This window comes from Paenibacillus sp. J31R109 (assembly GCF_059692055.1).
Map to the genome: position 1 here is coordinate 1 of NZ_JCAUAR010000014.1, position 12596 is coordinate 12596.

8 protein-coding genes, 12 tRNA genes and 1 rRNA gene are annotated in these 12596 nt (G+C 45.8%); all 21 read left to right on the forward strand.

From position 1 onward, the window contains the following. Positions 1 to 110 (forward strand): 5S ribosomal RNA (gene rrf / locus AC58QT_RS26510); the annotation flags it as partial. A gap of 5 nt (positions 111 to 115) precedes the next feature. Then, positions 116 to 191 (forward strand) — tRNA-Asn (locus AC58QT_RS26515). 2 nt (positions 192 to 193) lie between these two features. Beyond that, a tRNA-Thr gene (locus AC58QT_RS26520) sits at positions 194 to 269 on the forward strand. A gap of 14 nt (positions 270 to 283) precedes the next feature. Beyond that, positions 284 to 358, forward strand: a tRNA-Glu gene (locus AC58QT_RS26525). Positions 359 to 372: 14 nt separating this feature from the next. Next, positions 373 to 448 (forward strand) — tRNA-Val (locus AC58QT_RS26530). Between the two features lie 12 nt (positions 449 to 460). Next, positions 461 to 533, forward strand: a tRNA-Thr gene (locus AC58QT_RS26535). A 9-nt stretch (positions 534 to 542) separates the two neighbouring features. Continuing rightward, positions 543 to 617, forward strand: a tRNA-Gln gene (locus tag AC58QT_RS26540). A 5-nt stretch (positions 618 to 622) separates the two neighbouring features. Further along, a tRNA-Lys gene (locus AC58QT_RS26545) sits at positions 623 to 698 on the forward strand. A 21-nt stretch (positions 699 to 719) separates the two neighbouring features. Then, positions 720 to 799 (forward strand) — tRNA-Leu (locus AC58QT_RS26550). 38 nt (positions 800 to 837) lie between these two features. Further along, a tRNA-Gly gene (locus AC58QT_RS26555) sits at positions 838 to 912 on the forward strand. A 9-nt stretch (positions 913 to 921) separates the two neighbouring features. Further along, positions 922 to 998 (forward strand) — tRNA-Arg (locus AC58QT_RS26560). Positions 999 to 1024: 26 nt separating this feature from the next. Next, positions 1025 to 1098 (forward strand) — tRNA-Pro (locus tag AC58QT_RS26565). Between the two features lie 16 nt (positions 1099 to 1114). Then, positions 1115 to 1185 (forward strand) — tRNA-Gly (locus tag AC58QT_RS26570). 280 nt (positions 1186 to 1465) lie between these two features. Next, positions 1466 to 4252, forward strand: coding sequence for a phosphoenolpyruvate carboxylase (gene ppc / locus AC58QT_RS26575; protein ID WP_497411644.1), 2787 nt, complete (start codon positions 1466 to 1468; stop codon positions 4250 to 4252). A 117-nt stretch (positions 4253 to 4369) separates the two neighbouring features. After that, positions 4370 to 5239 (forward strand): DMT family transporter, encoded by an 870-nt coding sequence (locus AC58QT_RS26580; RefSeq protein WP_497411645.1) that lies wholly within the window; start codon positions 4370 to 4372, stop codon positions 5237 to 5239. An 81-nt stretch (positions 5240 to 5320) separates the two neighbouring features. Further along, positions 5321 to 5917: an RNA polymerase sigma factor SigW gene (gene sigW, locus AC58QT_RS26585; RefSeq protein ID WP_310502283.1), complete on the forward strand. Its 597-nt coding sequence runs from the start codon at positions 5321 to 5323 to the stop codon at positions 5915 to 5917. Between the two features lie 69 nt (positions 5918 to 5986). Then, a complete protein-coding gene (locus tag AC58QT_RS26590; RefSeq protein ID WP_310502282.1) occupies positions 5987 to 6592 on the forward strand; it encodes a zf-HC2 domain-containing protein in 606 nt (201 codons plus the stop codon). Between the two features lie 166 nt (positions 6593 to 6758). Then, positions 6759 to 7577, forward strand: a complete 819-nt coding sequence (cdaA, locus tag AC58QT_RS26595) for a diadenylate cyclase CdaA (protein WP_310502281.1) — start codon at positions 6759 to 6761, stop codon at positions 7575 to 7577. Further along, positions 7570 to 8814 (forward strand): CdaR family protein, encoded by a 1245-nt coding sequence (locus AC58QT_RS26600; RefSeq protein WP_497411646.1) that lies wholly within the window; start codon positions 7570 to 7572, stop codon positions 8812 to 8814. Before cdaA ends, AC58QT_RS26600 begins: the two co-directional genes overlap by 8 nt. 30 nt (positions 8815 to 8844) lie before the next feature. Next, the gene (gene glmM, locus AC58QT_RS26605; RefSeq protein WP_497411647.1) at positions 8845 to 10185 is read left to right on the forward strand and encodes a phosphoglucosamine mutase; all 1341 of its coding nucleotides are present in this window, start codon (positions 8845 to 8847) and stop codon (positions 10183 to 10185) included. Positions 10186 to 10639: 454 nt separating this feature from the next. Beyond that, positions 10640 to 12469, forward strand: a complete 1830-nt coding sequence (gene glmS / locus AC58QT_RS26610) for a glutamine--fructose-6-phosphate transaminase (isomerizing) (protein WP_497411761.1) — start codon at positions 10640 to 10642, stop codon at positions 12467 to 12469. Positions 12470 to 12596 lie beyond the last annotated feature (127 nt).

Below are 12596 nucleotides of genomic sequence, written 5' to 3' on the forward strand. Positions count from 1 at the left end.
ATGATGGCGGAAGGGATCCACGCGTTCCCATCTCGAACACGACCGTTAAGCCTTCCAGCGTCGATGGTACTTGAACCGCAGGGTTCTGGGAGAGTAGAACGTTGCCAAGCATTGTTCCCTGATAGCTCAGTTGGTAGAGCACTCGACTGTTAATCGAGTTGTCACAGGTTCGAGTCCTGTTCGGGGAGCCATTGCTTCCATAGCTCAGTCGGTAGAGTGCATCCATGGTAAGGATGAGGTCACCGGTTCGATTCCGGTTGGAAGCTCCAGTAATTTTTAGTAAGGCCCGTTGGTCAAGTGGTTAAGACACCTCCCTTTCACGGAGGTAACAGGGGTTCGAGTCCCCTACGGGTCACCATTTTTAAGTCCCATGGAGGCTTAGCTCAGCTGGGAGAGCATCTGCCTTACAAGCAGAGGGTCGGCGGTTCGATCCCGTCAGCCTCCACCATTAACTTTATATGCCGTTGTAGCTCAACTGGTAGAGCAACTGACTTGTAATCAGTAGGTTGGGGGTTCAAGTCCTCTCGACGGCATGTCTTTATTGGGGATTAGCCAAGCGGTAAGGCAACGGACTTTGACTCCGTCATGCCAAGGTTCAAATCCTTGATCCCCAGCCATTTATGAGTCATTAGCTCAGTTGGTAGAGCACCTGACTTTTAATCAGGGTGTCGTAGGTTCGAATCCTACATGACTCACCATTTTTGCCTTCTTTACTACTTGCGCGTATGGCGGAATTGGCAGACGCACTAGACTTAGGATCTAGCGGGTGACCGTGGGGGTTCAAGTCCCTCTACGCGCATTAAATCCTCACTTGCATTTATGCAAATGAGGTACTCTGCGGAAGTGGCTCAGCGGTAGAGCATCGCCTTGCCAAGGCGAGGGTCGCGGGTTCGATCCCCGTCTTCCGCTCCAATTGTATATGCGCCCTTAGCTCAGCTGGATAGAGTATTTGACTACGAATCAAAAGGTCGGGAGTTCGAATCTCTCAGGGCGCGCCATTCTTCATTATAAGTTATAAAGGTATCGGGATGTAGCTCAGCTTGGTAGAGCACCTGCTTTGGGAGCAGGGGGTCGCATGTTCAAATCGTGTCATCCCGATCATTTTCTAAACTACGCGGGCGTAGTTTAATGGTAGAACTTCAGCCTTCCAAGCTGATCGCGCGGGTTCGATTCCCGCCGCCCGCTTAACAAAGACTGAGCCACCTTCGGGTGGCTTTTTCTTTATATTTACAATTTAATTATATATGCTGTAAATGACCTACTCATAGGGGGTATTTAGTTAGGATAAACTAGTAGAATCTTATCAATACATTAATTACCACCGTAAAACGTACGGTTTTTTTATTTTAATACTATGTGTAGCGGAGAGATTGTGGTAAAATATTCTGAAATGAGTTTTTATAGCGACTAGCTTTTGCAGAGAGAAGCATTAATGCATCATAGTGAATAGATGAGGTGGAGAGTAATGGTAGAGAGTGAGATCGTCCAACAAAAACAAAGTACGAATAACCTGCTGCGTAGAGATATTCGTTTTCTTGGGCACATACTAGGTGAAGTTCTTGTACATCAAGGCGGGAATGATCTGCTGGATGTTGTCGAGAGAATTCGTGAAATGAGTAAGTCGTTAAGAGCACACTATGTCATTGAGATCTACGATGAATTTAAGAAAACGATATCTTCACTAGATCCAGAAATTCGTCATCAAGTGATACGAGCTTTCGCTATATACTTCCAACTAGTTAATATTGCTGAACAAAACCATCGTATTCGTCGTAAGCGTGATTACGAGCGCTCTTCTGGTGAATCTGTACAACCAGGTTCCATTGAGAGCATTGTGCAAGAGCTGAAGAATACGCATATTCCTTATGCAGAGGTACAAGAGATTCTTAAAGCGATCTCGCTAGAACTCGTTATGACGGCACATCCAACAGAAGCTATGCGTCGTGCTGTGCTTGATATTAATCTGCGTATCTCAGATGATATGATGAAGCTGGACAACCCGAACCTAACGTACCGTGAACGCGAGCAATTGCGCGAGAAGCTGTTAGGTGAAGTACTTAATCTGTGGCAAACCGATGAGCTGCGTGATCGGAAACCAACGGTAATCGATGAAGTGCGTAACGGGCTGTACTATTTTGATGAGACGCTATTCGATGTACTGCCAGAAGTTTATCATGAGCTTGAACGTTGTTTAAATAAATATTACCCAGAAGATAAATGGCATGTGCCGTCCTTCTTGAAATTTGGTTCTTGGATCGGTGGAGACCGTGACGGAAATCCTTCAGTTAGAGCGAATGTAACCTGGGAAACCCTTGGTTTGCACCGTCAATTGGCTTTGCAAAAGTATGAGGAGATTCTGAGAGAATCTTTGGCTCATATGAGTTTCAGCAAGAACATTGTGAATGTGAGCGATGCTCTTATCGCGTCTATCCAATGTGACCGTGAAGCGATGGGGAATGTTCAAGATGTATGGCGCAATGAGAAAGAGCCATATCGCATCAAGACGACCTATATGATTGAGAAAATTCACAACACAGGCAATGTGAATGTACCTTCTTCCCAGAAGTACAATAGTCCGGAAGAGTTTATTCAAGATTTGCAAGTGATGGATTCAAGTTTGCGTGCGCACTTTGCAGACTATGTGGCTGATAAATATATTAAGAAGCTAATTCGTCAAGTTGAGCTGTTCGGCTTCCACTTAGCTGCTCTGGACATCAGACAGCATAGTAAAGAGCACGAGAATGCGATGACGGAAATTTTGGCGAAAATGGGCATTACGCCAGATTACAGCAAGCTATCTGAGGAAGAGAAGATCACTCTTCTTACGAATGTACTGAATGATCCACGTCCAATCACTTCAACGTATTTGGACTACTCCGATGGTACGAAGGAATGTTTAGATGTTTATCGTACGGTTGGGAAAGCGCAAAAAGAGTTCGGACGCAACTGTATCAACAGTTACCTCATCTCGATGACGCAAGGCGCAAGTGACATGCTTGAGGTTGTTGTGTTTGCCAAAGAGGCGGGCCTATACCGCAGAGAGAGCGACGGTACGGTAACAAGTACGGTTCAGTCAGTTCCACTGTTTGAAACGATTGACGACCTGCATGCGGCTCCTGGTATCATGAGCACGTTGCTAGCGATCCCTGCTTACCGGGCAAGCCTAGATGCTGAAAACCCGCTGCACGAAATTATGTTGGGCTACTCCGACAGTAATAAAGATGGCGGTGTGATTACAGCGAACTGGGAGCTTCGCATGGCGCTTCAAGATATCACGGAGGCTGCTAAGAAATTCGGCGTGAAGCTGAAGTTCTTCCACGGTCGTGGCGGTGCATTGGGTCGTGGTGGTATGCCACTAAACCGAAGCATTCTTGCACAACCTGTTGAAACGCTAGGTGGCGGCATCAAAATTACAGAGCAAGGCGAAGTACTATCTTCCCGTTATTCCCTACAAGGAATTGCTTACCGTAGTTTGGAGCAGGCAACATTTGCGTTAATTACAGCTTCGAAGCTGTCCCGCTCTCCGCAAAGACACCCGCTAGAAGACAAGTGGGAGAACATTATGCGTGGGATTTCGGAACAAGCTCAAACGAAGTATCAAGACCTTATTTTCAGAGACGAAGACTTCTTAACGTTCTTCAAAGAATCCACTCCACTTCCGGAGATTGGTGAGCTGAATATCGGTTCCCGTCCATCGAAGCGTAAGAATAGCGATAAGTTCGAAGATTTGCGTGCGATTCCATGGGTATTCTCATGGACGCAGACAAGATATCTACTACCAGCCTGGTACGCAGCAGGAACTGGCTTACAAAGCTTCGCACAAGGCAATGAGAGCAACCTAGCGGTCCTCAAAGAAATGTATGAGGATTGGTCCTTCTTCCGTACAATGATTGATAATCTGCAAATGGCGTTAGCGAAAGCAGATCTTCTAATTGCGAAGGAATACGGCAGCTTAGTCAAAGAATCTGCGATTGCAGATCGTATTTATAATCTAATCAAAGACGAGTATGAATTGACGTCCTCGATTATTTTGCAAATTACAGGTCAGCAAGAGATTCTGGATAATGTTCCTGTCATTCAAGAATCCATCAAATTGCGTAACCCTTACGTGGATCCGCTAAGCTATATGCAGGTTGAACTGCTTACTGAGCTTCGCGCACTAAGAGAGAATAATGAAGATGATGCAATTCTTCTTCGCGAAGTATTACTTACCATCAACGGGATTGCCGCGGGACTTCGAAATACGGGCTGATCCTATAACAACATAGCAAAGTAACAGGATGATAAAGTCGGGGGCTTGCAGCAATGCAGGCAGCTCGGCTTTTCCTGTAAGTATGGGAATTGCCCAAGTCAGGAGGTGCGCGGCAGCATGGGGCGTTGGTTGGCGATCGTTCTTGTTCTTATTGGAGCTTCAAGCTATGGCTTGCTTTCTTCGTTTATCAAAATGGCCTATGATCAAGGATATACAGAAGGACAAATTACACCTGCGCAGATGACGATGGGTACATTATTGGTCTGGGTCTTAATTCTTTTTCACAAAAAATCGTGGGTAAATCCGTTCAAGGGACCTTGGATTAAGCTGGGGTTGATTGGTATTTTCGGACTGTCGTTAACGACAGTCATGTATAATATTGCGTTGGAGGAGCTCGATGCTTCGCTGTGCATTATTCTTCTTTTTCAATTTACGTGGATGACAATCACTATGGATTGTATCGTGAAGCGCAGATTGCCTAAAAGAATGGAAGGGATTGCAATTGTACTCATTTTGGCAGGGACACTGCTCGCTGTGAATGTGTTCAATACCGACTGGGGAGAGCTCAGCATTCTGGGTATACTATTTGGACTTCTATCCGCGTTAGCTTATAGTATTTTTCTGTTCTTCACGGGACAAGTGGTGAGTACACTGCCTCCGCTCATGAATTCCGCGATTATGCTTACAGCAGCGTTGCCGGTTATGTATGTTTTGTACCCGCCGACCGTGTTTGTTCACGAAAATGGTGGTATGCTGTTGCTATGGGGGTTGTTATTAGGCTTGCTAGGCCAAGCGATACCTACGGTATCCTTTAATATAGGAATTCCTAAGATCGGCAGTACACTGGCTGCTATGCTTGGTTCAGTGGAGCTGCCTGTGGCTATTCTTGCTGCTGCGCTGCTTATTGGGGAGCCAATTAGTGGGTTACAATGGGGAGGCATGGCCTTAATTCTAGGCGGAATTATAATTTCTGAAAACAAATCGTAATTTCTGCGTATATAAGTAGTAGAGGGATTTGAATGTTCACTAAAGGGTAGTTGAATTGTCGAGAAGCCGGAGGAAAACCAATTGAACTTTGTTGAAGCACGACTGGCTAGGCTGGCCAGTAATGGGGATCGTAATGCTTTTGCAGAGCTCGTGGAGCTCTATAAAGACAAGATCTTTCATTTGGCTTACCGCATGCTGAATAATAAGCAAGAAGCCGAAGATGCTGTGCAAGAAACGTTCTTGCGCGTGTATACGAATTTACATCGATATGATGAGAATCAGAAGTTTTCGACATGGATTTTTCGGATAGGGACAAACTTATGTATTGATAAGCTGAGACGAAGAAAGATGACATACTCGCTGGATGCAGAAATGACAGATGGTGAAGGCAATGATTACTACGCCATGCTCCCAAGCAATGAGGATACACCGGAAAAGCAATTGATCGTATCGGAAACGCAGGCACAAATTCACCGAGCGATTGAAACGCTGCCTGAGAAATATAAATCGGTCGTCATTCTCAGATACTTGCATGATATGTCCCTGCAAGAAATAAGCGATGTTCTCGATATGCCCGTGACGACCATAAAGACCCGCGTTCACAGGGGACGAGAGTACTTACGGAAAAGGCTAGAGCAGGAGGAACAAGTTGTTAGTACAAATCCTGTTCGAATTTGAAACATATTTGAAATCGAAACGTATGGTATATCACAACATGCAAAAGTCTAAGAAAGGGGTGGCTGTAACGTGAATTGTAAGGAAGCCCTCCCGCTCATACATGAATACCTCGACGGTGATTTACCAAAGACGGAAGCTCTACAATTGAAAGAGCATTTGATCGCCTGTCAGGCGTGTAATAATTCTTTCAAGCAACTAGAGAAAACGGATGCTTTGGTTAGAATGCTGCCCTCCATCAAAATACCTGATAACTTAACTGCACAGATTATGAGCGGATTACCACCAACGAAAAAGAAGAATACCTGGACGGACTGGGTGCGCAGACATCCTGCTGTTTCAGTTGCTGTTGTTTTTGGAGCAGTTATGTTCGGCAGCTTCATATCTATGTGGGATGACGATCAGAATCTTATGGTGCAGGGGAGTAACCTACAGGACGTCGTGATTCAAGGGGATACGGTGATTGTACCGCAGGGACATACTGTGAATGGTGATCTTGTGGTGAAACGTGGCGAACTAAAGGTTGAAGGCGATGTAACGGGGAATGTCGTCGTGATCGATGGTTCAGTCAATCTAGCCTCAACGGCACATATATCAGGGGAAGTCAAACAAGTCGATGAAGCATTGAGCTGGGTCTGGTACAAATTAGGTGAATTCGTAGGAAAAATCACGCCTTAACGGAACGTCCCTTATAGCGGAGACTATAGGGGACGTTTTTTATTTTTATATAGGAAAAATGAACCAATTCTTGTACGATGAGTCTAGATAAATAGAAGTATACCTAGGTTTATGATATGATCCTTTTATAGAGAGAACTTTGTTTAGTCGCCTGGGGGAGAATACAATGGATTTGCTCACGAGCATTTCGGCTAAGGATATCGTCGATATACTCATCGTTAGCTATGTGATTTATAAATTGATCCTATTGGTGCGCGGAACAAGGGCCATTCAGCTGATGAAGGGTATCCTCGTAGTTGTCATCACATGGGTCATTAGTATTTGGTTCCAATTAAGTACGCTCCAATGGATGATGAATCAAGCATTTACGTTCGGGGTGCTTGGGGTTATTATTATTTTCCAACCTGAGCTAAGACGAGCTCTAGAGCAGTTAGGTCGAGGAAAGCTATTCAGCAGCAGATCTTCTTCAGAAGAGGATCAAGATGTGACCAAACGAATCAGCGAAGTGATTCGGGCTGCGAATTATTTGGCTAAGCGTAAGATTGGGGCATTAATTGTTTTTGAGAAAGACACTGGACTTACAGACTATGTAGAATCCGGTATTGCGATAGAGAGCAAAATCAGCGGAGAGCTGTTAATAAATATTTTCATCCCCAATACCCCTCTTCATGATGGCGCGGTTATTATTCGACAAGGGCAGTTGATGGCGGCAGGTTGTTATTTACCCCTGTCTGAAAATCCGTTCATCTCGAAGGAACTGGGGACGCGGCATCGTGCAGCAATCGGAATGAGTGAGGTTTCGGATGCGATGTGTGTCATTGTTTCGGAGGAGACAGGTCAAATTTCACTCACGATGAATGGGCATATTGTGCGAGATATTAAAGAGGAATCGCTGATATCTAAGCTGTTTGAAGAGTTAAAGCCCAAGACAAAGGCGAAAGAAAAGAACCCTTTCTTGAAATGGAGGGGGCGTTCGAATGGATAAATGGTTACGTAACACGAATGTTGTCCGGATTGTAGCCCTAGTCATTGGGGTTCTACTATGGGTCGTTGTTCACATGGAAGAGACCAATATTTCGGGGAATTCACCTTTGCGTGAACGTGTGGAAACGATCAATAATGTCTCCATCACAACAAAATATGATGAAACACATTATTACATATCGTCGATGTCGCCAGCGAATGTTCAAGTGATCTTGCGTGGTAAGGAATCTTCTGTCAAGAAAGTGACAGCAAGCAACACGTATCAGATTCAGCTTGATTTGACGCAGGTAGGCAAAGGTGATCATCAAGTTACGCTTGCACCTGTAGGGATTCCTTCAGATGTCGATGTGGAGATCGTTCCTAGGAACGTCCACGTCATGATAGAAGAGTTGCAGATGAAAGAGGTACCTGTCGTCATTAATGTCAAAGGAACGCCTGCAGCAGGCCTCAAAGCGGGACAACCTATTGTGAAGCCTGGTAAGGTGTACATTACGGCGCAGACGAGTAAACTTGATCAGATTGAAAATGTCCGCGGCGAAGTCTCTGTGGATAAGGCACAATCAGCGGTAACGAAGCAGGTTAGATTGCAGGCTTTTGATAAAGAGGGCAAAGAAGTTACGCTGAACATTAACCCTTCGGTTGTCGATGTAGAGGTGCCGATCACAAGTCCGTTCCAAACGATTCCGTTGCAGATCAAAGTAACTGGTGAACCGCCTGCAGGTTTTGGTATCGCGATGATTACACAAACGCCTGATAAAGTCACGGTATACGGAGCTCAAGATGTCGTAGATCGTCTGGAATTTTACCAAGGTCCGCAGCTAAATCTGCAAGATTTGAAAGAAACGAAGGATTTTGCACTGGACATTCCTCTCAGGAATAAAGTAACACAATTAGATCCTGCGAAGGTGACGGTTCATGTTGAAGTTGTGCCTTCGATAACGAAAGCTGTAGAGAACGTACCGATTACGATCATTGGTCAAAATGAAAACTACGAAACCAAAGTAACGCAGCCTGCTACGGCTACCTTGAATATTACGGTAGAGGGTGCTCCTGCCATCATTGACCAATTGAAAGTTCAAGACATTCAAGCGATACTAGATGTTAGTAATTTACCACCTGGCAAACATGAATTGAAAGTCACTTTAAATATGCCGACCTTTGTGAAGCTGGGGCTTCCACAAGATGTGAAGGCGATTGTTGAAATCAGTGAGAAAAATGTTAAAGCAACAAATCCATAATGGGGAATAGAGAAAGAGGAGAATACGAAAATGGGGAAATATTTTGGTACAGATGGTGTGCGCGGTGTCGCCAATGGCGAACTCACACCAGAATTGGCATATAAGGTAGGACGCTGCGGAGGGTATGTGTTAACCAGACAGGCCAAGCATCCGAAAGTCGTGATCGGGAGAGATACACGCATTTCGGGTCCGATGCTTGAGGCGTCCCTTGTAGCTGGCCTGTTATCGATTGGCGTTGAGGTGATTCGTATTGGTGTAGTGAGTACGCCAGCGGTTGCTTATTTGACGAAAAAGCTAGGCGCAGACGCAGGCGTAATGATCTCTGCTTCGCATAATCCAGTTGAGGATAACGGGATTAAGTTCTTTGGCGGCGACGGCTTCAAGCTGTTGGATGAGACGGAGCTTGAGATTGAACAGCTGCTTGATGCAGCTGTGGATGAATTGCCTCGCCCTGTAGGCGGCGAGATTGGCACGGTTTCGGACCAGATGGATGCGAAGCACCTCTATCTGGCGTTCTTGAAGGAGACGGTGTCCGCGTCTTTCGCCGGCGTCAAGGTTGTGCTTGACTGTGCGAATGGCTCCGCCTATGAGCTGGCTCCATTGGTCTTCCGCGAGCTGGGAGCGGAAGTGATCACCATCGGCGCAGAGCCGAATGGGCGCAACATCAACGATGATTGCGGATCCACCCACCCTGAGAAGCTTCGCGCCGAGGTGGTTAAGCATGGCGCAGCCATCGGGCTTGCTTTTGACGGCGACGCGGATCGTCTGATCGCGATTGATGAGAAAGGCGATGAAGTCGACGGCGACTTCATCTTGAGTATTCTTGGCGATGCGCTGAATCGCAAAGGTAAGCTGAACCACGGCACCATTGTGACGACGGTGATGGCGAATATTGGCTTTTTCAAAGGTATTGAAAAAGCGGGCTTGAAGGCTCTGCAAACAGCTGTAGGCGATCGCTACGTGATGGAAGAAATGCGTAAAGGCGGCTACAACCTTGGTGGCGAGCAATCTGGTCATGTGATCTTCTTGGATTACATCTCCACTGGTGATGGTATTCTAACTGCGCTACAATTGGTGAATACGTTAGTTGAATCTGGGCGTAAGCTCAGTGATTTGAAAGGAATTATGCGTAAATTCCCGCAATTACTTGTTAACATTCGAGTAGCGGATAAAAGTAAGCTGAAGGATAACGCGGTCATTGAAGAAGCGATCCGTAAGGTAGAAGATGAGCTCGGCGATAACGGCCGTGTATTGGTTCGACCATCAGGTACGGAGTCTTTGATTCGTGTTATGGCGGAAGGCCCAGATAAAGAGCAAGTAGAAGCATATGTGCACGATATTGCGAAGGTCATTCAAGAGCAATTGGTCTAATCATAGGGTGCTAGTCCCCCATTTTGCTAGAAATTGGTGAGATGGGGGACCCGGCATGCCAAAAACAAGTTGCAATGCCAAGTTAAAATGCATATGATGAAGTTACTCAAGAAGGAAAGGCAGGGTAGAGGTTATTGGTAACAAATAGCGCCAGAACTCATTAGCGGGACGGAAATGTAGGCTTTACAGCTACTACTACGCGGTGAGTTGACGAGGTGAAGGTGTTCGAAACATTCGGCGGGGACCTTCCGGCACGAGGAGTGCCGTTAAGTTGGAGAGCAAAATCGTTCGGGCGACCGGGCAGACAAGTATCCAACATCTATTAATATTTTTTAATTGTACACGTAATGAACGCCCTTATAGATGGTTTATTTAATTATGTTTGATAGTGAATTCAGATCCTTGACAAACAGCCCTTGCAGAAGAGGCTTATAAAAATATGGAGGTTGTAACTATGTGCGGTATCGTTGGTTATATTGGAAAGCGTAATTCTCAGGAGATTTTATTGGATGGCCTTAAAAAGCTAGAGTATCGAGGCTATGATTCTGCTGGGGTAGCGGTGTATACGGCGGATGGCTTGCAAATTAAGAAGGCCAAAGGCCGTATTGCGAACCTGGAAACGAAGCTTGGTGAAACGCCATTGAACGGAAGCGTTGGCATCGGGCACACTCGTTGGGCTACTCATGGTAAGCCTTCGGACGTGAATTCGCATCCACACACCGATAATTCTTTGAAATTCTCCGTTGTTCATAACGGGATTATTGAGAATTATATTGCGCTGAAAGAAGAGTTAATCGCGAAAGGACATGTGTTCGTATCGGAAACGGATACAGAAGTTATTTCGCATTTGATCGCGAGTTTGTACGAGGGAGATATCCTTAAAGCTGTTCAAAAAGCCGTGAAGCACATGACAGGAGCGTTTGCGCTTGGTGTTTTGACGGAGTTTGAACCGGACCGTCTTGTTGCTGTGCGTCAGGCTAGCCCCTTGATCATTGGGATCGGCGAAGGTGAAAACTTTATTGGTTCAGACATTCCAGCGATTCTAGAGTATACACGCAATGTGTTTATTCTAAATGATGGCGAAATGGCGTTATTGACGCGGGATTCTGTCGAATTAATGACTTTAGAGGGGAATTTTATTTCCAGGGAAATGTTCCATGTCGATTGGGACATTGTTACGGCGGAAAAAGCCGGATTCGATCATTTCATGTTGAAAGAAATCTATGACCAACCGAAAGCATACCGCGATACTATGGGAAGTCGTATTTCTCCCGACGGTAAGAGTGTGACGTTGAACGAGCTTACGATAACGCCAGAGGCAATTCGTAATATCAGCCGCGTGCATATCGTCGCTTGTGGAACTGCATTCCACGCAGGAATGGTAGGGAAATATGTGATTGAGAAAATGGCGCGTATTCCGGTGGAAACGGATGTAGCGTCTGAATATCGTTATCGTTCCCCGATTATCACAAAGGATACGCTTGTGATTGTTGTGAGCCAATCCGGTGAAACGGCGGATACGTTGGCAGCACTGCGTGAAGCGAAACGTTGTGGTGCACACGTATTGGCGATTACGAATGTTGTAGGAAGCTCCGTTGCGCGTGAGGCGAACGATATCATTACAACATGGGCAGGACCAGAAATTGCGGTAGCTTCGACGAAAGCGTACACGTCGCAATTGATTGGTTTTTACTTGCTTGGCTTGCACCTGGCGCAAACGTTGGGCACGCAAACACCTGAGGAAATCGAAGAAGTCATCACTGCTATGAAGGCGTTGCCTGAACAGGTTAGCGAGATCCTAGAGCAAGCCGATGCGTTGAGGGTTGTTGCTGAAGAGATGGCCAAACATGATAATCTGTTCTTTATCGGCAGAGGGTTGGATTATGCGGTAGCTTTGGAAGGCTCTTTAAAGTTAAAAGAGATCTCTTACATTCACTCCGAGGCGTATGCGGCGGGTGAGTTAAAGCACGGCACGCTTGCGTTGATCGAGGATGATATCCCAGTGATCGCGTTGGCTACACAGCACGAGCTGCTTGAGAAAACGGTGAGCAATATTAAAGAAGTAAAGGCGCGCGGCGCAAACGTATTGGGTATTGCCGTGGAAGGTGAAACGGAGCTGCAGAAGTCGGTAGACAGCACGTTCATAATTCCGAAAACGTTGGATGTGTTGACACCTGCGTTGTCTGTAATTCCTTTGCAATTGCTGTCTTACTACGCGTCGTTGGCGCGTGGGAATGATGTTGATAAGCCAAGGAACCTTGCCAAAAGCGTAACAGTGGAGTAATTAAAGTATCCAAAGGACACAACAACAAAACAAAAGCTCAAGCTCGCGCGAGAATCGCGGCTTGGGCTTTTTTGCTATAATCAGTTAAATGATCAATATCTCTTCTAAATAATTAATTTGTACAATG

What these genes read in the sequence shown, in the direction of transcription:
- ppc (WP_497411644.1), top strand. Translation starts at nt 1,466, where the DNA reads ATGGTAGAGAGTGAGATCGTCCAACAAAAACAAAGTACGAATAACCTG.
- AC58QT_RS26600 (WP_497411646.1), top strand. Translation starts at nt 7,570, where the DNA reads ATGGATAAATGGTTACGTAACACGAATGTTGTCCGGATTGTAGCCCTA.
- glmM (WP_497411647.1), top strand. Translation starts at nt 8,845, where the DNA reads ATGGGGAAATATTTTGGTACAGATGGTGTGCGCGGTGTCGCCAATGGC.
- AC58QT_RS26580 (WP_497411645.1), top strand. Translation starts at nt 4,370, where the DNA reads ATGGGGCGTTGGTTGGCGATCGTTCTTGTTCTTATTGGAGCTTCAAGC.
- glmS (WP_497411761.1), top strand. Translation starts at nt 10,640, where the DNA reads ATGTGCGGTATCGTTGGTTATATTGGAAAGCGTAATTCTCAGGAGATT.
- cdaA (WP_310502281.1), top strand. Translation starts at nt 6,759, where the DNA reads ATGGATTTGCTCACGAGCATTTCGGCTAAGGATATCGTCGATATACTC.